This is a genomic window from Kitasatospora sp. NPDC028055 (assembly GCF_040637885.1).
Lineage (GTDB): Bacteria > Actinomycetota > Actinomycetes > Streptomycetales > Streptomycetaceae > Kitasatospora.
Genome location: NZ_JBEZXE010000023.1, coordinates 68,939 through 90,103, shown reverse-complemented (window position 1 = coordinate 90,103; position 21,165 = coordinate 68,939). Strand labels below are relative to the sequence as shown.

General features: G+C 74.1%; 21 protein-coding genes. 11 read left to right on the top strand and 10 right to left on the bottom strand.

What is annotated here, in order from left to right:
* Window positions 1-126 precede the first annotated feature (126 nt).
* Window positions 127-882, top strand: a complete 756-nt coding sequence (locus tag AB0F71_RS22805; protein ID WP_360237379.1) for a GNAT family N-acetyltransferase — start codon at window positions 127-129, stop codon at window positions 880-882.
* 29 nt (window positions 883-911) lie between these two features.
* Here the strand turns inward: AB0F71_RS22805 and AB0F71_RS22800 are convergent, their stop codons facing one another.
* Window positions 912-1,874 carry a DUF4436 family protein gene (locus AB0F71_RS22800; RefSeq protein ID WP_360237377.1) on the bottom strand — a complete coding sequence of 321 codons (963 nt, stop codon included), beginning with the start codon at window positions 1,872-1,874 and terminating at the stop codon, window positions 912-914.
* Window positions 1,875-2,030: 156 nt separating this feature from the next.
* Between AB0F71_RS22800 and AB0F71_RS22795 the strand changes: the two genes are divergently transcribed.
* Window positions 2,031-3,080, top strand: a complete 1,050-nt coding sequence (locus AB0F71_RS22795; protein ID WP_360237375.1) for a LacI family DNA-binding transcriptional regulator — start codon at window positions 2,031-2,033, stop codon at window positions 3,078-3,080.
* 21 nt (window positions 3,081-3,101) lie between these two features.
* On the opposite strand, the gene AB0F71_RS22790 is transcribed toward AB0F71_RS22795, so the two are convergent.
* The 3 genes from AB0F71_RS22790 to AB0F71_RS22780 form a co-directional block, all read right to left on the bottom strand.
* Window positions 3,102-4,139, bottom strand: a complete 1,038-nt coding sequence (locus tag AB0F71_RS22790) for a sphingomyelin phosphodiesterase (RefSeq protein ID WP_360237373.1) — start codon at window positions 4,137-4,139, stop codon at window positions 3,102-3,104.
* Between the two features lie 230 nt (window positions 4,140-4,369).
* Entirely contained in the window at window positions 4,370-4,888 is a 519-nt protein-coding gene (locus AB0F71_RS22785) for a GNAT family protein (RefSeq protein WP_360237371.1), read from the bottom strand.
* 101 nt (window positions 4,889-4,989) lie between these two features.
* Window positions 4,990-5,475: a molybdopterin-dependent oxidoreductase gene (locus AB0F71_RS22780; RefSeq protein ID WP_360237368.1), complete on the bottom strand. Its 486-nt coding sequence runs from the start codon at window positions 5,473-5,475 to the stop codon at window positions 4,990-4,992.
* Window positions 5,476-5,869: 394 nt separating this feature from the next.
* Here AB0F71_RS22780 and AB0F71_RS22775 point away from each other — a divergent pair, with 394 nt between their 5' ends.
* From AB0F71_RS22775 to AB0F71_RS22765, 3 genes are all read left to right on the top strand, one after another.
* On the top strand, window positions 5,870-7,369 hold the full coding sequence (locus AB0F71_RS22775; RefSeq protein ID WP_360237366.1) for a helix-turn-helix domain-containing protein: 1,500 nt from the start codon (window positions 5,870-5,872) through the stop codon (window positions 7,367-7,369).
* 139 nt (window positions 7,370-7,508) lie between these two features.
* Window positions 7,509-7,880 (top strand): YciI family protein, encoded by a 372-nt coding sequence (locus AB0F71_RS22770; protein ID WP_360237364.1) that lies wholly within the window; start codon window positions 7,509-7,511, stop codon window positions 7,878-7,880.
* A gap of 62 nt (window positions 7,881-7,942) precedes the next feature.
* Window positions 7,943-9,223, top strand: coding sequence for a sigma-70 family RNA polymerase sigma factor (locus tag AB0F71_RS22765; protein WP_360237362.1), 1,281 nt, complete (start codon window positions 7,943-7,945; stop codon window positions 9,221-9,223).
* A gap of 17 nt (window positions 9,224-9,240) precedes the next feature.
* Here AB0F71_RS22765 and AB0F71_RS22760 read toward each other — a convergent pair whose 3' ends face one another.
* Window positions 9,241-9,708 carry a MarR family transcriptional regulator gene (locus AB0F71_RS22760; RefSeq protein ID WP_360237449.1) on the bottom strand — a complete coding sequence of 156 codons (468 nt, stop codon included), beginning with the start codon at window positions 9,706-9,708 and terminating at the stop codon, window positions 9,241-9,243.
* A 113-nt stretch (window positions 9,709-9,821) separates the two neighbouring features.
* Between AB0F71_RS22760 and AB0F71_RS22755 the strand changes: the two genes are divergently transcribed.
* Window positions 9,822-10,604 (top strand): class III extradiol ring-cleavage dioxygenase, encoded by a 783-nt coding sequence (locus AB0F71_RS22755; RefSeq protein ID WP_360237360.1) that lies wholly within the window; start codon window positions 9,822-9,824, stop codon window positions 10,602-10,604.
* Window positions 10,605-10,619: 15 nt separating this feature from the next.
* On the opposite strand, the gene AB0F71_RS22750 is transcribed toward AB0F71_RS22755, so the two are convergent.
* The 3 genes from AB0F71_RS22750 to AB0F71_RS22740 all read right to left on the bottom strand — a co-directional run bounded on the left by AB0F71_RS22750 (window position 10,620) and on the right by AB0F71_RS22740 (window position 12,432).
* Window positions 10,620-11,270 (bottom strand): NAD(P)H-binding protein, encoded by a 651-nt coding sequence (locus AB0F71_RS22750; protein WP_360237358.1) that lies wholly within the window; start codon window positions 11,268-11,270, stop codon window positions 10,620-10,622.
* A gap of 180 nt (window positions 11,271-11,450) precedes the next feature.
* Window positions 11,451-11,837 carry a VOC family protein gene (locus tag AB0F71_RS22745; protein WP_360237356.1) on the bottom strand — a complete coding sequence of 129 codons (387 nt, stop codon included), beginning with the start codon at window positions 11,835-11,837 and terminating at the stop codon, window positions 11,451-11,453.
* A 4-nt stretch (window positions 11,838-11,841) separates the two neighbouring features.
* Complete coding sequence (locus AB0F71_RS22740; protein ID WP_360237354.1) at window positions 11,842-12,432, bottom strand: GNAT family N-acetyltransferase; 591 nt, start codon at window positions 12,430-12,432, stop codon at window positions 11,842-11,844.
* Between the two features lie 144 nt (window positions 12,433-12,576).
* On the opposite strand from AB0F71_RS22740, the gene AB0F71_RS22735 reads away from it, so the two are divergent.
* From AB0F71_RS22735 to AB0F71_RS22725, 3 genes are all read left to right on the top strand, one after another.
* Complete coding sequence (locus AB0F71_RS22735; RefSeq protein ID WP_360237352.1) at window positions 12,577-13,347, top strand: SDR family oxidoreductase; 771 nt, start codon at window positions 12,577-12,579, stop codon at window positions 13,345-13,347.
* A gap of 98 nt (window positions 13,348-13,445) precedes the next feature.
* Window positions 13,446-13,811 carry a MerR family transcriptional regulator gene (locus tag AB0F71_RS22730; protein ID WP_360237350.1) on the top strand — a complete coding sequence of 122 codons (366 nt, stop codon included), beginning with the start codon at window positions 13,446-13,448 and terminating at the stop codon, window positions 13,809-13,811.
* 51 nt (window positions 13,812-13,862) lie between these two features.
* On the top strand, window positions 13,863-15,398 hold the full coding sequence (locus tag AB0F71_RS22725; protein WP_360237348.1) for an AMP-binding protein: 1,536 nt from the start codon (window positions 13,863-13,865) through the stop codon (window positions 15,396-15,398).
* Between the two features lie 16 nt (window positions 15,399-15,414).
* Here AB0F71_RS22725 and AB0F71_RS22720 read toward each other — a convergent pair whose 3' ends face one another.
* Window positions 15,415-16,245, bottom strand: a complete 831-nt coding sequence (locus tag AB0F71_RS22720; protein ID WP_360237346.1) for a LuxR C-terminal-related transcriptional regulator — start codon at window positions 16,243-16,245, stop codon at window positions 15,415-15,417.
* Between the two features lie 171 nt (window positions 16,246-16,416).
* On the opposite strand from AB0F71_RS22720, the gene AB0F71_RS22715 reads away from it, so the two are divergent.
* Window positions 16,417-17,250, top strand: coding sequence for a TIGR03084 family metal-binding protein (locus tag AB0F71_RS22715; RefSeq protein WP_360237344.1), 834 nt, complete (start codon window positions 16,417-16,419; stop codon window positions 17,248-17,250).
* 65 nt (window positions 17,251-17,315) lie between these two features.
* Window positions 17,316-17,873, top strand: coding sequence for a Uma2 family endonuclease (locus tag AB0F71_RS22710; protein ID WP_360237342.1), 558 nt, complete (start codon window positions 17,316-17,318; stop codon window positions 17,871-17,873).
* A 13-nt stretch (window positions 17,874-17,886) separates the two neighbouring features.
* Here the strand turns inward: AB0F71_RS22710 and AB0F71_RS22705 are convergent, their stop codons facing one another.
* Window positions 17,887-21,165 carry an error-prone DNA polymerase gene (locus AB0F71_RS22705; protein ID WP_360237340.1) on the bottom strand — a complete coding sequence of 1,093 codons (3,279 nt, stop codon included), beginning with the start codon at window positions 21,163-21,165 and terminating at the stop codon, window positions 17,887-17,889.

Sequence of the window (21,165 nt, the reverse complement as noted above, 5' to 3'; positions counted from 1 at the left end):
GGGATCCGCCGGGCAGGTGGATCCGCCGATCGAAAACCGGTTGCCGGGGCGCTCCGGTTCTGGTGAGCATGGGCCGTCGACGAACGAACTCGTGACTCGCGTGACTCTTGTGAATGGGGTGGGGCCGTGCCCGAAACGGACTGGGTGGTCAGGCACGACAGCGCCGGGGCACCGGTGCTGCGGTACCAGCCGGGCGAGCGGGAGGGGCGCCCCTGGGCCGACCTGCTGGAGGTGCTGGGCGACTCGGCGGACGCCGTGGCGTACATCCGCGCCGAACTGGCCGGCTGGGTGGTCTCCGCCAGCCCCGAGCTCGGGCAGCGGCTGCTCGCCCAGGGGGCGAGGGCCCTGCGCCACGCCCACACCCTCCGGCGGGACCTGCGCGCCGATCCCCCGCCCGCCGACTGGGCCGGCGCGCCGCTGCGCGAGGGGCTCCGGGCGGTGCCCTGCGACCGCTCGCCCGAGGAGCTGCTGGAGCCGTGGCGGGCCGCCTTCGACCCGGCGCACGTGGACCACTTCCCCGGGGACGACGCCCGGGCCCTGGCCGAGCGGATCGGCCCGCTGCTGGCCGGGAAGGCCATCGGCCCGGTGCTGCCGTCCAGCCTGCTCGCCGTGGACGCCGAGGACCGGGTGGTCGGCGCCGCCGTACTGACCGACCGTGACGGCCTGCCCTGGGTCGCCGAGGTCTTCCGCCACCCCCAGCGCGGCTACCGCGGGCTCGGCGCCGACCTGCTCCGCCGGGCGGTCGCGGACGCCGCCGGGCGCGGGCTGGCCGACGTGCACCTGGTGGTCTCCGAGGGCAACCCGGCCCGTCGGGTCTACGAGTCCCTGGGCTTCGAGCTGCGGGAGACCTCGCTGACCGTGCTCGTGCCGGACGCCGGCTGAGTCCTCCGGCGCCGAGGCCGAGCAGTGCGTCAGGGGCCGGACCCGCGCCCGCCCTCGACCCGGACACCTCGCGCCACCACCATGGTCAGGCCCACCGCGACCAGCAGCTCCGCCCAGAAGAACGCCGCGTAGTCCAGCAGCGAGCCGATCGGCGGGCTGCCGGGCGCGGCGTTGCGCATGCCGACCAGGGCGAACAGGGTGGCCGCCATCCAGCTCAGGGCGGGCCAGATGATCCCGCGCCGCTGCCGGACGATCAGCCAGGCCGCCACCAGGACGGACAACGCCAGCGCCCACATCGCCGCCATCATGAACCAGGCCAGGATGAAAGTGCTGCGCGAGCGGCTGATCCGCTCGGTCACCGCGACGCCGTTGCCCTCGCTGAGCTTCCCGTCCTGCTTGAAGACGAAGAAGGGGTCGCCCTCCGTCAGCCCCATCACCAGCGGGACGGACCGCCCGCCGACGGTCGCCGCGAAGCCGATGATCGCGTAGTAGCGGTCGAAGGGGTAGTCCGAGATCCGTCCGTCGAACAGGCTGAACGTCACCGTGCTGGAGCCGATCTGCTGGCCCGCCGGGTACTTGAGCACGGTCTGTTCCAGCGAGGTGGTCTCCAGCACCACGTCCCCGGTGGGCACCAGCGGGTTGTCCGCGGTCTGCAGGGCACCGCGGAGCTGCGTGACGATCTTCGCGGTGACGGTCTGCGCGGCCGCGTCCACCCGCTGGAGCGTCACGTCGACCTCCAGGAAGTCCGGGCCGGGGGCGGTGGCGCCCACCACCTGGGCATGGCTGCGGCTGGAGCGCTCGTCGAAGTAGAGCAGCAGGCCCGCGGTGACGGACAGGACGATCGCGACCACCACCGTGTACGCCCGCCAGGGCCGGACCCTCGGCCGGGCGCTGCCCGCGACGGCGGAGCGCGCGCGGGAGTGGATCCGGACCCTCGGCCGGGCCGCCGGGCGTGCGCTCCGACCGGCCCGCCGCTGCGGAGGCGCGCTCATCGGCCTGCTCCCACCGTCGGCGGTGACGGCAGCGGGTGCCGCCCGTCCCGCCACCCTCCGGGCGGCGGCGGCCGGCCCGCAACCGGGGCGGGCCGATCGGGGCTTCCCCGGACGCGGAAACGCGCTGGTCGGAGCCGCTGTGTAGGCTCATCGGTCATGGCGAGGGTGACACGGGACGATGTGGCGCGGGTGGCGGGGACGTCCACAGCGGTCGTGAGCTATGTGATCAACGACGGACCGCGTCCGGTGGCGCCGGCCACCCGGGCCCGGGTGCTCGCGGCGGTGGAGGAGCTCGGCTACCGGCCCAACCGGGTCGCCCAGGCGATGGCCCGCCGCCGGACCGACCTGCTCGGCATGGTCGTGCCGGACGCCCGCCAGCCCTTCTTCGCCGGGCTCGCCCACGCCGTGGAGCAGGCCGCCACCGAGCACGGCCGGCTGCTGCTGATCGGCAACTCCGACTACGCGGACGAGCGCGAGGCGCACTACATCCGGGCCTTCCTGGGGATGCAGGTGGACGGGCTGATCCTGGTCACCCAGGACCCGGCCGCCCCCGGGCTGAGCGGCTTCGACTCGGCCGACGGCACCCCGGTCGTGCTGCTGCACCACCGCACCGAGAGCGTCGACGGCGTGGCCGTGGTGGCCGACGACGAGGGCGGCGCCCGCGAGGTGGTCCGCCACCTGCTCGACCACGGCCACCGCGAGGTGCACTGCTTCGGCGGCACCCTCGCGCTCAGCCCGCTCGACCCGGTCACCGGGCGGACGGCCGGCTGGGCCGCGGCCCTGGCCGAGGCCGGGCTGTCCACCGACGGCCGGCTCACCCCGGCGCCCTTCGACCGGGTCCGGGCGCACGCCGAGGCGCTCACCCTGCTGAGCCGGCCCGACCGGCCGTCCGCCGTGTTCTGCGCGACGGACGACCAGGCGATCGGCCTGCTCCGGGCCGCGGACGACCTGGGCATCCGGGTGCCCGAGCAGCTCGCGGTGGCCGGCTTCGACGACATCGCCGAGGCGGTGATCGCCGGACCGGCGCTGACCACCGTCACCACCGCGCAGGACGAGATGGCCCGGGCCGCGGTGGACCTGGTGCTCGGCGGACCGGAGCGCCGCGCCGCCGGGGCCCGGACCTTCCCGGCCCGGCTGGTGGCGCGGCGCTCCTGCGGCTGCCCGGCCGGCGCCCCTGCCGACTCGCCGACCCTGTCGGCGCCCTGAACAACAGCCTTGGGGACTCGGTCAGTTGAGCTGGAAGGTGGCCTCGACCGGGTAGTGGTCGCTGGGCGCGACGGTGTCCGGCTGCCCCGGCACCCAGCCGGCCTGCGGGTCGAAGTCGATCTTCACGTCGGACATCGAGCTCGGCACCGGGCGGCCCGGGGCGTTGAGGTAGCCGATGTAGTCCAGGTCGTCCCGGTAGTCGGTCGGGAAGGTCTCCACGCCCGCCATGTACTGGCACCAGGAGGAGACCGGGCAGTCCATGGTGGTGCGGGCCTGGTTCGGGACGGTGGCCGGGGTGCCGAGCACGCCGTTCACCGCGTTCTGGGCGTTGGCGTAGTCGCCGCGGGCCTGGCCGTGGAAGTACTCGACGTTGAGGTCGCCGCCGATCAGCACCGGCGCGCCGCTGCCCACGATGCCGTCGACCCAGGCGCGGATCTCGGCGAGCTGGCCGAGTCGGGTGGACTGGGTGGTGTCGGTGGAGGTGTCGGCCTCGTCCGCCTGGAGGTGGGTGCCGACCACCCACGCGGTGCTGCCGTTCTTCTTCACCTGCACCAGCGCCGCGCCCTTGTTGGCGTGGTAGTCCCAGGTGCCGTAGGTGGAGTTGCTGAACACGTGGGCGTACTGGGTGGTGATCGGGTACTTGGAGAGGATCATCGTGCCGCCGTTGATGACGAACCACGAGCTGGAGCAGTTGCCGCTGACGCCCGTCCAGCCGCCGCCGGAGCAGGTCCCGCCGACCACCGGGGTGCGGTACGGGTAGAGGTCGGCGAGCTTGGCGTTGATGTCGGCGGTCGAGCTGTTGTTGAACTGCTCGTCCAGGACGACCACGTCGGCGTTGTGCTGCCGGACGATCTGCTCGATCACCGGGGTGCGGCGGGCGGCCTGCTCGTTCTGGGTGCTGTCGACGATCGCGGTGCCGAGGTCGACGTTGAAGGCGAGGACGGACAGTGGGGTGGGACTCGCCGCGGTGGTGGCGGAGGCGCTCGGGGCGGTGCCGCCGAGCAGCAGTGCGGCGGCGGCCGCCGAGGTGAGGGCGGTGGCCGTGCGACGCGAGAGCATGGGCGTTCTCCTGGGGGTCCGTCAACCGGTGGGGTCCGGACGGTCCGGGGTGACCGGCCGCCGGTGATTGGCGGGGGAACGCTAGCTACTGCTCGGTACGCAGGGAAGAACTCCAGGCGATCAGTTGCGATCGCTCCTGTGGCGCCGAGGTGTCTGTACAGCTCAGGGCAGTCGGCTGACAAGATGTCTGTACACCCTGGCATCCGCCGCCGGGTGCCGGTGAACGGCCGTCAGCCGTCCGACAGTTCGTCCGCGAGCAGGTCCATCAGCAGGTTGTCGTGCCAGGTGCCGTCCGGACCGCGCTCGTACTGGCGCATGGTGCCGACCGGGCGGAAGCCGACCTTGGTGTAGCAGCGGATGGCGGCCAGGTTGTCCGCGGCCGGGTCGATCACCAGCCGGTGGTAGTGGTGGTCGTGCACCAGGTGCCGGGCCATGGTGCGCACGGCGTCCGTCCCCAGGCCCAGGCCGTGCACCGAGGGGTCGAGGAAGATGTCCATCCCGGCGTGCCGGTACTCGTCGTCGTTCTCGGCGTACCACTGCACGGCGCCGACCACCCGGCCGCCCACGTCGATCGCGAAGGTCTCGGTCTCGGGCGCTTCCAAGTCCCGTGCGACCGCGTCGACCAGATCGTCACCGCCCCGCCAGCGGGCGAACACCTCGGGCGTACTGCGGATCGCCACCAGCGCCGGGATGTCGTCGGCGGTGGCCGGGCGGAGGGTGACCAGGGTGCCGTGCAGAATCGTCCCCATATGGGGCATGTTGGCACGGAAAGCCGCCCCCGGCCAGCGATTTTCCGGGGGTCCCGGCCGGCACTGCGACCGGGGCCGGCCGACGCCGGGGGCCGGGGCGGTCAGTCCGCGGCGGGCCGCTCCTGGTCACCGAGCGGGCCCAGCCAGACGGCGGTGACGGCGCTGACGTAGCGGGCGCCGCAGTGGTCGTCCGGGACGACCAGCTGCGGGCCGTCCGCGTCCAGCGGGGCGCCGTCCATGCTGGTGGCGAGCAGGATCCGGCGGCCGCCGAAGTCCGGGTCGATCTCGGCCCAGGAGACCACCGCCCGGTGGCCGTCCGCCCCGACCACGTTGAGCAGGAAGCGCAGCCGCTGCTTGCGGCCGGAGAAGTCGATCCGGGGCCGGGCGGCGAGCAGGACGTCCAGCAGCGCCGGGCCCTCGTAGCCGTGCCGCTGCTCGCCCTCGGTCAGGCAGTCGAAGCTGACCTCGACCCGGTGCGCGGGGAGGGTGCGCAGTTGCTCGACGGTCAGCTCGGCCGGCTCGTCGAGGTGGCCGTGCAGCCGGACGGTGGGTGGTGCCGGGGTCACACCGGGGCCGGCCGGGATCATGGCGCTCCTTCCTCCCGGGCCGCGCCACTGCGGCCCGGGAGGAGGACTACCCGAGGGGCAGCTCCGTCATTCGCGCCTGCGGCGCTGAATGCCCTCATTCAGCGGCAGCTGAGATGACTGGTCGAGGTTTCAGCTCGCACGTGCGAGGCCGGTCACGGTGTGCGCCGGGAGGAGAAGGCCCGGTGCGCCCCGCACCCCGATCCAAGCAGCCCGGCAATCGGGCGGACCACTGGTTCCGCACACCGGCCACCGGGCCCGCCGCTGGATGATCCGACAAGAAGATTCACGGCGCTTCCACTGGCATTTACGATGCCCATGCGTTGACACCCCTCTCATCTGCGAGAGGAGGCGACGCGACGCACCAGAGCGACACCCGGGCGAGAGCGAGCGAGAGATGATCGTCGGCGACCTGCTGCACCTCGACGACCTGTCCATCCGGCTGGCCTGGGGCACCCCCGACCTGCTCGACCGCCCGGTCACCGGCGTCAGCTCCACCGACCTCCAGGACCCGGCCCGCTACCTCCAGCCCGGCGAACTCGTGCTCACCGGCCTGGTCTGGTGGCAGCCCGCCGACGCCTCCGGCGCGCTGCGCTTCGCCACCGCGCTGCGCAGCGCCGGCGTGGCCGCCCTGCTGGCCGGCGAGGGCACCCACGGCAGCATCCCGGACGGCCTGGCCGAGGCCTGCCGCACCCACGCCATCCCGCTGCTCGCGGTGCCCGCCGGGGTGAGCTTCCGGGCCGTCACCGACCGGGTCTACCTGCGGCTCTGGGGCGACCTGCGGGCCGGGGCGCAGGACACCGCAGCGATCCCGGAGACCGTCCGGAGCGAACTGCTCGACCTGGTCCGCACCGAGGCCGCGCCCGGGCAGGTGCTGGCCCACGCGGTCGGCCGGCTCGGGCTGCCCGAGTGCTCGATCGGCACCGCCGGCGGCCGCCCGGTGGCCGGCCCGCCCCAGCCCGCGCCGGCCACCGGCCGCGGCGGGCCCGGGCTGCCGGTCGGCCCGCAGGACGGCTCCCCGTTCGACGGCTGGCGGCTGCGCGCCCACCCGCACACCCCCGCCGTGGAACCGGCGCTCCAGGGCCTCGCCGAGCTGCTCGCCCCGCTCGCCGCCCGTGCCCGGGCCGCGGCGGGCACCCGGCGGCGGGCCGCCGGACGGCTGCTGGACGCGCTGGCCGACGACGCCGGACTCGCCGAACCGCTCGCCGCCTGCGGCCTGGCCGAGACCGGCCCGCTGGTGGCGGTCACCGCGCGGATCGAGCCCGGCCGGGCCGGCGACGAGGCCCCGGCCGACTGGGCGGCACACGCGCTGGCCGAGGCGCTGCACCCGCTGGACGCCCCGTACGCGGCGGGCACCGACCGCGCCGGGCTCACCTCGGGGCTGGTGGCCGCACCCGCCGAGCGGGTCGCCGAACGGCTGCGCCGGGCCCGGCCCGCCCTCCAGGCCCGGCTGACCGACCGGCACACCCTGCGGATCGGCGTCGGTCCGGCCGCCCCGGCCACCCCCCAGGCGCTGCGGGCGGCCCTGGTGCAGGCCCGGTACGTGCTGGCGGGCGCCACCGGTCCGATCGCCAGCACCGCCGAACTGGACTCCCTGGACGGGCTGTTGCGCGGCATCCCGCCCGAGGTGACGGCCGCGTTCCACGCCCGGCTGCTGGCCCCGCTGACCGCCCACGACGCCGAGAACGGCGTCTCGCTGCTCGGCACCCTGGCGGTGTTCCTGGACCACGACGGCTCCTGGGCGCGGACGGCCGAGCAGCTCCACATCCACGTCAACACCGTCCACTACCGGATCCGCCGGATCGAGGAGCTGACCGGCCGCAACCTGGCCCGGCTCCGGGACCGGACCGACCTGCGCGCGGCACTGCTGTGCGCGCCGGGGGCGGCGGGGCGCTGAGACCCGCGGACCGCACCCGGGGAATCGGCGGAAACATTCTTCGAAGATTCCTCCCGGCGGATGTCGATCCGGCGCCGGCCCGATCGACGCAGGGGTGAGCGGCGGGGAACGGCCCCGCCCGCACGACCGAGGAGTCACCATGCCGCGCTTCATGACACTGGTCCGGATCGACGAGAAGGGCCGGGACGGCTGGGAGCCCGACCCCGGGTTCGAGCAGCGGATGGGGGCACTGTTCGAGGAGATCACCAGGGCCGGGGTGATGCTGGAGACCGCCGGGCTGACCCCGACCGCCCAGGGCACCCGGGTGAGCTGGACCGACGGGAAGATCGGCTACACCGACGGGCCGTTCACCGAGACCAAGGAGGTCGTCGGCGGGTACGCGATCCTGCAGTGCAAGGACAAGGCGGAGGCACTGGAGTGGACCCGCCGCTTCCTGCAGACCCACCCGGCGCACTGGCAGGTCGAGGCGGAGGTCCGGCAGATCGAGGAGATGCCGCAGCCCCCGCAGTAAGGGCCTCGCCAGGTGAGGGTCGCGGCGTTCGTTGCCTCCCGCCGCTCCGGCTGCTCTGATGGGTGGCCGTGACGGAGAGGGAGGCGACGGCGGTCGTCGAGGCGGCGTTCCGGATCGAGTCCGCGCGGATCATCGCCGCGGCCGCGCGGATCGTCCGGGACGTCGGCCTCGCGGAGGAGTTGGCCCAGGACGCCCTGGTGGCCGCGCTGGAGCAGTGGCCCCGCGACGGCGTACCGGACAACCCGGGCGCCTGGCTGACGGCCACCGCCAAACGGCGGGCGGTCGACCTGGTGCGCCGCCGGGAGGTCTACGCCCGCAAACTCGCCGAGGTGGGGCGGTCGTTGGAGGACGCACCGGAGCCGGCGGAGCCGTCCGGCCCGGATGACATCGACGACGACCTGCTGCGGCTGATCTTCACCACCTGCCACCCGGTGCTGTCGGCGCAGGCACGGATCGCGCTCACCCTGCGGCTGCTGGGCGGGCTGACCACCCCGGAGATCGCCCGCGCCTTCCTGGTGCCGGAGGCGACGGTGGCCCAGCGAATCGTCCGGGCGAAGCGGACGCTGGCGAAGGCGGGCGTGCCGTTCGAGGTGCCGTACGGCGAGGACCGGGCGCAGCGGCTGTCCTCGGTGCTGGAGGTCGTCTACCTGATCTTCAACGAGGGGTACTCGGCCACCGCCGGGGACGACCTGCTGCGCCCGCAGCTGTGCGAGGACGCCCTGCGGCTGGCCCGGGTGCTGGCCGCGCTGGTGCCCGGGGAGCCGGAGGCGCACGGGCTGGCCGCGCTGCTGGAGTTCCAGGCCTCCCGGGCGGCCGCCCGCACCGGGCCGGACGGGCGGCCGGTGCTGCTGGCCGAGCAGAACCGGGCGCGCTGGGACGGACTGCTGATCCGGCGCGGCTTCGAGGCGTTCGGGCGGGCGGGCGGCGGGCCGTACTCGGTGCAGGCCGCGATCGCCGCCTGCCACGCCAGGGCGCGGCGCTACGAGGACACCGACTGGGCGACGATCGCCGCGCTGTACGACCGACTGCTGGTGCTGACGCCCTCGCCGGTGGTGGCGCTGAACCGGGCGGTGGCCGTCTCGATGGCCCGGGGCCCGGCCGCCGCCCTGGAGTTGGTGGACGCGCTGGCGGCGGAGCCGGCGCTGCGCGACTACCACCTGCTGCCGAGCGTACGGGGCGACCTGCTGGCCCGGCTGGGGCGGACGGCGCAGGCCCGGGCGGAGTTCGAGCGGGCGGCGGGGCTGACCCGCAACGAGCGGGAGCGGGAGCTGCTGCTGGAGCGGGCGGCCGGACTCGGGGGTGACGGCCAGGGGGCGACCGGGGCCCGAACGGGGGACGGTTAGGGGTTGTCGGAAACGCCCTACGGCGTGTCGTCCTGGCGCAGGCGGGCGCTGACCGCGCCCAGGCCCTCGGCGAGGACGGCGAGTTGCTCGCGGGTGAGCACGTCGATCAGCAGCTCGCGCACCAGGGCGACATGGCCGGGGGCGGCCTGGCGGAGCGTCTCCCGCCCCTGGTCGGTGAGTTCGGCGATGACGCCGCGCACGTCGCTGGGGCAGGAGCGGCGGCCGACCAGGCCCATCCGCTCCAGTTGGGTGACCTGGTAGGTCAGGCCGCTCTTGGAGGTGACCAGCTTGTCGGCGAGCTCGGTCATCCGCAGCGAGTCGCCGGGGGCGGCGGACAGGTGCACCAGGATCTCGTACTGCTGGTGCGAGAGGCCGGAGTCGTCCTTGAGCTGGCGCTCCAGCCGCCGGTTGAGCAGGTTGCTCGCGACGACGAAGCCCCGCCAGGCGGCCATCTCGTCCTGGTCGAGCCAGCGGGGTTCGTTCAGTGAGGACATGGGGTGAAGCCTACTCCTGTTGTTCAAATTCGAACGAAGGTGTACCGTCCCGAAGTAGAGGTTCAAATTTGAACTACCCACTCGTTCCCCTTGAGGAGGACGCCTTGAGCACCGCGGCCCCCGAGCGCATGCCCGCCCTGTACCTCTCGCACGGCGCGCCGCCGCTCGCCGACGACCCGATCTGGCCGGGCCAGCTGGCCGCCTGGTCGGCCGACCTGCCCCGGCCCAGGGCCGTCCTGATGGTCTCCGCCCACTGGGAGGAGGCCCCGCTGGCCGTCGGCGCCGTCACCACCGTCCCGCTGGTCTACGACTTCTGGGGCTTCCCCGAGCACTACTACGCCGTCCGGTACGCCGCCCCCGGCGCGCCCGAGCTGGCCGAGCGCGTGCGCAAGCTGCTGCGCGCCCCCGGCACGCCCGTCCAGGACATCCCCGACCGCGGGCTCGACCACGGCGCGTACGTGCCGCTGGTGGAGATGTTCCCGGAGGCCGACGTCCCGGTGCTGCAGATCTCCCTGCCCACCCTGGACCCGCAGCGCCTGCTGGAGATCGGCCGCCGGCTCGCCCCGCTGCGCGACGAGGGCGTGCTGATCATCGGCAGCGGCTTCTTCACCCACAACCTGCGGGCGCTCAGCAGGGAAGGCCGGATCAGCTCGGTGATGGCCGAGTTCGACGACTGGGGCAGGCGCGCGCTGGACGCCCAGGACGTGGACGCGCTGCTCGACTTCGAGCACAAGGCCCCGGCCGGGCGACTCGCCCACCCGCGCTCCGAGCACTTCGCGCCGCTGTTCGTGACCCTCGGCGCCGGCGAGGCCGACCTCGGCAGCCAGCGCAGCGTGATCGACGGCTTCTGGATGGGACTGGCCAAGCGGTCCGTCCAGCTGGGCTGAACGGGTGAGCCGGCGCTACAGCGAGCAACAGGTGAAGCGCTCGCCGATGTGCTCGGGCTGCTCGATCTCGTCCACCAGGGCGACCGCGAAGTCCGGCACCGAGATCCGGCTCTGCCCCTCGGCATCGGTGAGCAGCTGCTCCAGGCCCGTCCGGTAGCGACCGGTCCGCTCCCCCGGGCCGATCTCGGCGGCCGGGCTGAGCACCGTCCAGCGGACGTCGGAGACGGTCCGGTAGTAGTCCAGCGCCTCGCCGTGGGCGTGCATGATCTGCAGGAGCGGCTCCGGCAGGCCCGGGGTGTCCCAGACCCGCACGCCCGGGGCGGTCTCCAGGCCGCCCGCGCCGCCCACCGCGATCAGCCGGGGCGCGGTGCCGTCGGCGAGCGCCCGCAGGCCCTCGACCAGGGAACGGGCGGCGGGCTCGATCAACGCCAGGTGGCCCGGGCCGTCGCCGCCGCCGACGGCGCTCACCAGGACGTCCTGGCCGGCCGCCACCCGGGCCACGTCGGCCGGGTCCAGCACGTCGCCGCGCTCCACCCGGGCGGCGGTGCCCCGGTAGCGGTCCGGCTCGCGGACCACGGCGGTGACCTCGTGCCCGCGGGCCTCCGCCTCCGCGACGACGGCGCTGCCGATGCTGCCGTTGGCGCCGATCACGGCGATTCTGGCCATGGGGTACCTGCCTGGTGCTCGGAGGGTGGTCTCGCTTGTCACTGGCCTCAGACAGGTCGATTATCGGACGGAAGTGCGAACGGCCGCCCGCGCAGGACGCCCCGGCGGGTTCAGACGCACTGGTGGGTTCAGGGGCCCGGCGGGTTCAGGGCCCCGGCGGGTTCAGGGGCCCCGGCGGGTTCAGGACGCGCCGGTGGCGATGCGCTCGGCCTGGCTGCGCTCGACGCACAACTCGTTGCCCTCCGGGTCCGCCATGGTGACCCAGCCGGTGCCGTCCGGGCGGCGCTGGTCCGACACCACCGTGGCGCCCAGGGCGAGCAGGCGCTCGACCTCCTCGTCACGGCTGCGGTCCTGCGGCTGGAGGTCCAGGTGGACCCGGTTCTTCACCGTCTTGCCCTCGGGCACCTGGATGAACAGCAGCGAGGCGCCGGCGGAGTCCACCACCGCCTCCGGGTCACCCGGGTTGTCGTCCTCGCCGACGGTGCCGTCCAGCACCTTCGCCCAGAAGTCCGCGAGGGCGAACGGGTCTGCGCAGTCGATCGTCACGTGACGCACCAGAGAAGCCATGCGCTCACTCTGACCTGTGCCATTCGGTCGTGTCCAGCCTTTTCCGGCAGTGCCGGTGACCGTCCGACGGGTACGGCGGGAAGGCCGGGACGATCTCCGTGAACGCGTAGCCGCTCTTCTCTGCGACCCGGCAGGAGGCCTCGTTGTCCCCCTCGTGCAGCAGGTCGATCCGGAGCAGGCCGTCCCCGGCGAAGGCCTCGAAGGCCCAGACGGTGAGCGCCTCCACCGCGCGCGGGGCGACGCCCCGGCCGCGCGCCGCGGCCACCGTCCAGTAGCCGACCTCGGCCCGCTCCCCGCCCGGGGCACCGCGCTTGAGCACCACGTTGCCGACCAGCCCGCCATTGCCGACCAGCCCGCCGTCCTCGACCACGGCGAAGGCGTACCGGGTGCCGTTCGCCCGGCCCTCGCGCTGCACGGCCAGCCAGTGCGCGGCCCGCTCCGGGTCGTCCGGCCAGGTCCGGCTGAACCGGCGCAGCGTCCCGTCCCGGTAGGCCTCGATCAGGGCCGGCGCGTCGGCGTCCTCGAAGGGGCGCAGCAGCAGGCCGTCCGCCGTCGGGAAAGTGGTCAGGGCCGGGTCGGGCCGGTGGTGGCTCATGGGTGCTCTCCCCGTGGGTTCGGAACCGCGTCGCGATCTTCCTGACGGACGAACAGCCGGTGCTCGACGGTTGCTGCTCGACGGTTGCTGCTCGACGGTTGCGGCTTGACCCTGACGCTGGCGGCAGGGTCGGAGACTGCCCCCATGAGCGAAGCGAACGAAGCAGCCGGAGCGGGCCGGGTCGTGGTGGTCACCGGGGCCGGGACGGGGATCGGGCGGGAGACCGCGCGGGCCTTCGCGGCCGAGGGCGCCCGGGTGGTGGCGGTCGGGCGGCGCCCCGGGCCGCTGGCGGAGACGGCGCAGGCGCACCCGGGCCTGATCGAGCCGCTGGTCGCGGACGTCACCGGACCGGACGCCCCGGAGACCATCGTCGGAACGGCCCTGGAGCGGTACGGGCGGCTCGACGTGCTGGTGAACAACGCCGGCATCGTGCGGAGCGGGCAGGCCCTGGGCGACTTCGACCGGCCCGGCATCGAAGCGCTGCTGGCCACCAACCTGGTCGCCCCGGTGCTGCTCGGGCAGGCCGCGGTGCCCGCCCTGGCCGCCACCCAGGGCGTGGTGGTCAACGTCAGCACGGCCGTCGGGCAGCGTGGCTGGCCGACCAACTCGGTGTACGCGGCGGGCAAGGCGGCGCTGGAGACGATCACCCGCAGCTGGGCGGTGGAACTCGCTCCGCGCGGGATCCGGGTGGTCGCGGTGGCGCCCGGGGCGATCGACACCCCGATCGGCGAGCACTCCGGGTTCAGCCCCGAGCAGTCGGCGGCGATCCGCGAGTGGCAGTTGGGGATCACCCCGCTCGGCCGGATCGGCCGACCCGCCGAGGTGGCCTGGGCGATCACCCGACTCGCCTCGCCGCAGGCCTCGTTCGTGACCGGCGTAGTGTTGTCCGTCGACGGGGGCGCGCTGGTGGCCTGACCGGACGGACCAGGGACGGACGCGGCGCAACAGGGGCGCGGCGGAGTGGGACGCGGCGCAACAGGGATGCGGCGGAGCAGGGACGGGGCGGGGCGGCGGTGCGGATCGGTGAACTGGCGCGGCGGACGGGCAGTACCGCCCGGGCGCTGCGGCACTACGAGCAGGCCGGGCTGATCGACTCCGAGCGGGCGGCCAACGGCTACCGGGAGTACCGGGATTCGGCCGTCCCGCGGGTCCGCAACATCCGCGCCCTGGTCGCCGCCGGGCTCACCATGGAGGACCTCCGGCCACTGCTCGGCTGCCTGGACGGGGACGTGCTGTCCCGCCCGCCGTCCGAGCAGGTGCTGGAGATCGTCCGGGAGCGGCTGGCCGCGCTGGAACGCCGGATCGCCGCCCAGACCGAGGCCCGGGACCGGCTGCTCGCGGCGCTGACGACGGCCGAGCGGCTGCGTTCGAACGGGTGACACCCCCGATCGGGGGTGTGCAGCGGGCGCGCGGGATAGCACAGTGGGCGCATGCAGATTCCACTCTCCGCGATGGACTTCCTCGACCGCGCCGAGCTGGTCTACGGCGACCGGGTCGGCATCGTCGACGAGCCGGTGCAACCGGCCGAATCCTGGGGCGAGCTGAGCTACCGACGGGTCGCCGAACTCGCCCGGGCCCAGGCCGCCGGGCTGGACCGGCTCGGCGTCGGCCCGGGCGAACGGGTCGCGATCGTCTCGCACAACTCGGCCCGGCTGCTCACCTCCTTCTTCGGGGTGAGCGGGTACGGCCGGGTACTGGTGCCGGTCAACTTCCGGCTGCGGGCCGAGGAGGTCGCGTACATCGTCGAGCAGAGCGGCGCCTCCGTGCTGCTGGTCGACCCCGAACTCGCCGACGCCCTGCACGGGGTGGTGGCCGAGCACAAGTTCGTGCTCGGCGCGGACAGTGACGCGCTGCTGTACGACTTCGACAACGCTCCCCGCCGGTACGCCGTTTCCGAGAACGACACCGCGACCATCAACTACACCAGCGGAACCACCGCCCGCCCCAAGGGCGTTCAGCTCACCCACCGCAACGTGTGGCTGAACGCGACGCTGATGGGCCTGCACTACGGCGCGAACGACCGGGACGTGTACCTGCACACCCTGCCGATGTTCCACGCCAACGGCTGGGGCCTGCCGTTCTCGCTCACCGGACTCGGCGCCCGGCACATCGTGCTGCGCAAGGTGGACGGCGCCGAGATCCTGCGCCGGGTCGAGCGGCACGGGGTGACCTTCCTGTCCGGCGCGCCCGCCGTGGTGCAGATGGTGCTGGACGCGGCCGCCGACTGGGACGGCCCGGTGCCCGGCCGGGACAGGGTGCGGATGATCGTGGCCGGCGCCCCGCCGCCGACCTCGGTGGTGCAGCAGGTCGAGGAGCAGCTGGGCTGGGAGTTCATGCAGCTCTACGGCCTGACCGAGACCGCGCCGATCGTCACGGTCAACCGCTCGCGTGCCGAGTGGGACACCCTGCCGGCCGCCGAACGGGCCGAGAAGCTGGTGCAGGCCGGCGCCCCCGCGCTCGGCACCCAGCTGCGGGTCGACGCCCAGGGCGAGGTGCTGGTGCGCTCCAACACCGTGCTGGACGGGTACTGGCGGCAGCCGGAGGCGACCGCCGAGGCGCTGCGGGACGAGTGGTTCCACACCGGCGACGGCGGCACCCTCACCGACGGCCAACTGTCCATCTCGGACCGGAAGAAGGACGTCATCATCAGCGGCGGGGAGAACGTCTCCTCGATCGAGGTGGAGGACTGCCTGTACGGCCACCCGGCGGTGGCCGAGGTCGCGGTGATCGGGGTGCCGCACGAGAAGTGGGGCGAGACGGTCAAGGCCCTGGTGGTGCTCCGGGAGGACCGGTCGGCCGTCACCGAGGCGGAGTTGATCGCGCACTGCAAGCAGCGGCTGGCCGGCTACAAGTCGCCCACCTCGGTGGAGTTCCGGGCCGAGCTGCCGCGCACGGCCACCGGGAAGCTGCAGAAGTTCCGGCTCCGCGAGCCGTACTGGAGCGGGCGGGAGCGCCAGGTCAACTAACGTCCGCCGTCCGCCGTCAGCTGACGAGGCCCGAGGCGCGGGCCGCCAGGGCGAGTTCGGTCCGGTTGCGGACGCCGAGCTTGTGCATCGCGGACTTGAGGTAGCCGGTCACGGTGTTGCAGGTCAGGCCCAGGTGGGCGGCGATCTCCGGGTTGGTCCGGCCGGTCGCCGCCCAGCGCAGCACCTCGTGCTCGCGCCGGGTCAACGGCCGTGCGGGCACCACTGGTTCGGGCTTCGTACGGTTCCAGGCCGCCGCCCCGGCGAGCGCCCGGGCGGCCGTCGCCGCCAGCCGGCCGACGGCGGAGATCCGGACGTCCCCGAACGGGACGACGGTGCGCAGCGAGGCGTACACCACGCCGTGCACGGTGTCGCCGTCCAGCAGCGGGACGGTGAGCATCGCGTACAGGTCGTCGGCGGCCACGGCCGCGTCGTACTGGTGCGAGATGGTCGTGGCCGCACGGTAGTCGGACACCCAGGTGGGCGCGCGCTCGGCGAGCGCCCGGCCGCCGAGGCCGAGACCGGCCGGGACCGGCACGTCGTGCAGCAGGTCCGCCCGGGTGCCGGCCCAGTGGCGCAGCACCATGCCCTCGCTGCCGGGGCGGCTGCCGGGCAGCGGCTCGGGCACGCCGACCAGGCCGACGTCGGCGCCGCACTCGGCCACCACCCGGCGGGCGAGGTCACCGAGCACCGCGCGGCGCACCAGCTCGGCGGCGCGGGCGGCGAGTTCGGGGTCGTCGGGGTGCTCCGGACGGCCGGCGTACTCGGGGTGGGAGGGGTGAGAGGGGTGGGAGGGGTGGTCGGGGGCGCCGTCCGGCACGGCGGTGAGGGGGTCCGCAGCCCTGGTCATCGCGGAATTGTCACACGCGGTGCGAGCGGAGGCGAGAGTCCTGACGTGCGTGTTCCGTGGAGTGGCGGGCGCCGACGCCGGTCGGGGCGTAGGGTGCCGCCGCGGGGCTACCGACGAGTAGTGGACGAGTAGTGGACGAGTGGTAACCGCCCGGACCGGAGGAAAGAACCGATGACCGACCCGAACACCCCGGGCGCCGCGGGCGACGTCCTGCACGGCCTGCTGGCCGACCTGCGGGCCGAGAGCGCCGTCCTGGACGCGCTGGTGGCCGGACTGTCGGCCGCGGACTGGGCTGCGCCCACCCCGGCCGAGGGCTGGACGGTCGCGCACCAGATCGCCCACCTGGCCTGGACCGACGACTGGACGGCACTGGCCGCCCGCGACCCGGAGAACTTCACCGCCTCGCTCGGCGGCCGCTTCACCCAGCTGCTGGCCGCCGGCGCCGATCCGGTCGAGGAGGGTGCCCGGGAGGGCGCGGCCGCCGAACCAGCCGCCCTGCTCGCCCGCTGGCGGGCCGGCCGGGCGCAGGTGCAGGCCGCCCTGGCCGCCGCCCCCGCCGACGTCCGGCTGCCCTGGTTCGGCCCGCCGATGAAGCCCGCCTCGATGGCCACCGCCCGGCTGATGGAGACCTGGGCGCACGGCCAGGACGTCGCGGACGCGCTGGGCGCGACCCGGGAACCCACCGACCGGCTGCGGAACATCGCCCACCTGGGCCTGCGCACCCTCGGCTTCGCCTTCGCGGCGCACGGCCTGCCCGCCCCGGAGCGCCCGGTGCGGCTCGAACTGACCGCGCCCGACGGGGGTTCGTGGGCCTTCGGCCCCACGGACGCGATGGACGTGGTGACCGGTCCCGCCCTGGACTTCTGCCTCCTGGTCACCCAGCGCCGCCACCGCGACGACCTCGCCCTGACCGCCACCGGCCCGATCGCCACCATCTGGCTGCCGATCGCCCAGGCCTTCGCCGGCCCTCCCGGCAAGGGGCGGCAGCCGGCCCCCGGCGCCTGAACGGCCCGGGGTGGTTTCGCGCATAGACTGCGAGGCGGCCGAACGCACAGACCGGAGCAGGCACCATGAGCTTCTACGAGCGGCACCGCGACTTCGTCGAGGAGGTGCTGCGCACGGCCCCCGAAGGCGTCCGGGTCGAATGGTCCGGCGACATGTTGGTCATGCAGACGACTCCACCCAACATTCACCAGTTGAACCTTGGACTCGTCCAGCGGCAGTTCGAGCGCCGCGTCCCGGACGACTACGGTTTCAGCGGCAACAGTGCGCTGACCACCCTCGACGTGACGAAGGAGCGCTCCCCCGATCTGACCTATCTTCCGATCGCCTCCTTCACTCGGGAAGGCAACACCACTCCCGCCGAGGAAGCCCTCATCGCGGTCGAGGTGGTGTCGCCCTCCAACGCGGGGAACGACTGGGTGGACAAGCTCCGCGACTACGCGGTGATGCGCGTCCCGCTCTACCTGATCATCGATCCGCGGGAGGGCACGGTCACGCTGTTCTCCGAACCGAACCACGACCGCTACCACGTGCGGCACGACCGGAAGTTCGGCGACAGCATGCGCATTCCCGAGCCGTTCGACTTCGACCTGGACCTGAGCGGGCTCGTGCGCTACCCCAGCTGAGTGGTCCAAGGAATCAGAGGCCGATCCGCAGCGGGGTGAGGCGGGTGGCGATCAGGTTGGTGGCGCCGCGGTCGCGTTCGATGTGGCCGTGCACCAGCAGGCCGGCCCGGTCCAGGGCGGTGCGGCGCTGGGACTCCCAGACCGGGCGGTTGCAGATCACGTTGATCAGGCCGGTCTCGTCCTCCAGGCTGAGGAAGAGCACCCCGCCGGCCGTCGGCGGGCGCTGGCGGTGGGTGACCAGGCCGCCGACCACCACGGCCGTTCCCGGTGGCACGTCCGGGAGTTGGGCGGCACTGAGCGCCCCGCCGCGGTCCAGGTGGGCGCGCAGGTGCTGGAGCGGGTGGCTGGTGGCTGAGGTGCCGGTGGCCCACAGGTCGGCGATGGTCTCCTCGACCGGGCTCATCCCGGGCAGTTCCGGTGCCTCGGTGCCGGGCGTGGTGCCGGGGAGCAGTTCGGCCGAGATCCCGGCGAACGCGCCCGCCGCCCACAGCGCCTGACGCCTCGTCAGTCCGAAGCAGTCGAAGGCCCCGGCCGTCGCCAGCGCCTCCAGGACGGGCGCGGGCAGGCCGGTGCGGCGGGCGAAGTCCTCCAGGTCGGCGTACGGCTGCCCGGCCGCGATCAGCTCGGCCTGCGGGGTGCCGATGCCGCGCACCGTCTCCAGCCCGAGCCGGATGGCCGGTTGGGGGTGGCCGGCGGTCAGCGGCGGCGCGGGGGTCGGGCCCCGGTACGGCTCCAGGGTGGGGCGCGGCCCGCTGGCGTTGACGTCCACTCCGCGCACCCGTACGCCGTGCCGGCGGACGTCCGCGACCAGGCTGAGCGGCGAGTAGAAGCCCATCGGCTGGTTGGCCAGCAGGGCGCAGGTGAAGGCCGCCGGGAAGTGGTACTTGAGCCAGGCGCTGGCGTACACCAGGTAGGCGAAGCTGATCGCGTGCGACTCCGGGAAGCCGTAGTTGGAGAAGGCCTCGATCTTGCCGTAGACGTCCTCGGCGACCTCGGGCGGGATGCCGCGCTCGGCCATCCCGGTGAGCAGCCGGTCGCGCAGCCGGGCGACCCGCTCGTGCGAGCGCTTGGCGCCCATCGCCTGGCGCAACCGGTCGGCCTCGGCGGGCGTGAACCCGGCGCAGTCGATGGCGAGTTGCATCATCTGCTCCTGGAACAGCGGCACCCCGAGGGTCTTGCCGAGGGCGTTCTCCATCAGCGGGTGCGGGCAGCCGGGCGGCTCCACCCCGGCGCGGCGGCGCAGGTACGGGTGGACGGAGCCGCCCTGGATCGGGCCGGGGCGGATCAGCGCGACCTCGACCACCAGGTCGTAGAAGTGGTCCGGCTTGAGCCGGGGCAGGGTGGCCATCTGCGCCCGGGACTCGACCTGGAAGACGCCCACGGTGTCGGCGCGGCGCAGCATCGCGTACACGCCCGGGTCGTCGCCCGGGATGGTCGCCAGGTCGTAGCGCAGGCCGTGGTGCTGCTCGATCAGGTCGCAGGCGTCGTGCAGCGCGGCGAGCATCCCGAGGCCGAGCAGGTCGATCTTCACCAGCCCGGCGCCCGCGGTGGACTCCTTGTCCCACTGGAGGACGGAACGCCCGGGCATCCGCGCCCACTCGGTCGGGCAGATCTCCCCGATCGGCTCCTTGGTGAGCACCATGCCGCCCGAGTGGATGCCCAGGTGGCGTGGTAGGCCGTGGAGTTGGGCGGCGAGCGAGAGCACGTCGGCGGGGATGACGGCGTCCTCGCCGGGGGCGGAGCGGAAGTCGGTCTGCCGGCTGAAGGCGTCCACCTGCCCCTGCGGGTAGCCGAGCACCCGGGCGGCGTCGCGGATCGCCAGCCGGGGCCGGTAGGTGATCACGTTGGCGACCTGGGCGGCGTGCTCGCGCCCGTAGCGGCGGTAGACGTACTGGATGACCTCCTCGCGGCGGCGGTTCTCGATGTCCAGGTCGATGTCGGGCGGGCCGTCCCGGGCGGTGGACAGGAAGCGCTCGAACAGCAGCTTGTAGTGGATCGGGTCGACGGCGGTGATCCCGAGGGCGTAGCAGACCGCCGAGTTGGCGGCCGAGCCGCGGCCCTGGCACCAGATGTCCTGGCTCCGGCAGAAGTCCACGATGTCGTGCACGATCAGGAAGTAGCCGGCCAGGTCGAGGTCCTCGATCACGTCGAGTTCCTTGGCGAGCTGGCGGCGGGCGGCGGCGTTGCCGGGGCCGAAGCGGGCCGGGCCGCCGGCCGCGACCAGGGCGCGCAGGTGGCCGATCTCGGTCTCCCCCTCGGGGACGGGGTAGCCGGGCAGTTCCGGGTCCAGCTTGGTGAAGTCGAAGGCGCAGGCCCGGCCGAGTTCGGCGGTGGCCTGCCGCACGCCGGGGAAGCGGGCCAGCCGGGCGGCCATCTCCCGGCCCGAGCGCAGGTGCGCTGTGCCGGAGGCCCTGGTCCAGCCGGCCGCCTCCTGGAGCGTGCGGCGCTCGTGCAGGGCGGCCAGGCTCTGGGCGAGCCGGCCCTGGGCGGGGCCGGCGTGGTGGGCGTTGGTGGAGGCGACGACGGGCAGTCGCAGTTCTCCGGCGAGCGCGGCGAGGGCGTCGTTGCGCCGGTCGTCGCCGGGCAGCCACTGGTCGATCAGCTCGACGTACACGTTCTCGCGGCCGAACGCCTCGGTGAGGGTGCGCAGTCGCCGCTCCGCCCCGCCGGTCGCGAGGGCCGCCGGGACCCGGCCGAGGCGGCAGCCGGTGAGCACCGCCCAGTGGCCGTCATGCGCCTCGGCGAGCGCGGCGAAGTCGTACGCCGGGCGGCCCTTGGCACCGCCGGCCAGTTGGGCGGCGGCGATCGCGGCGGAGAGGCGGCGGTAGCCGGCCGGGTCGCGGGCGAGGACCAACAGGTGTTCGGTGGCACTCTTGTGACTGATCGTCAGCTCGGCGCCGAACACGGTGGCCACGCCTGTTCCCCGGGCCGCCTCAGCGAGCCGGACGGCGCCGTACAGGCCGTCGTGGTCGGTGATCGCCAGGGTCTCCACGCCCAGCCGGGCCGCCTCGGCGACCAGGTCCTCCGGGTCGCTGGCGCCGTCCAGGAAGCTGAAGGCGGAGTGGACGTGCAGTTCGGCCCAGGGTTCGGCGGGGGCTGGGCCTCCGGACTTTACGACAGGGGGCTCCTCGGTGGGGGGTTCCGCGGTGGGGGCTTCCTTGGCGCGGGCTTGTTCGGCGCGGGCTTCCTCGGCGGGGCGGCGCAGCGGGACGACCGTGCGGTCCGGCGCGGCGCCGGTCAGCCGGCGGTGCAGTTCGCTCCACGGGACGGTGGGGTGGCTGGTGAAGCCCAT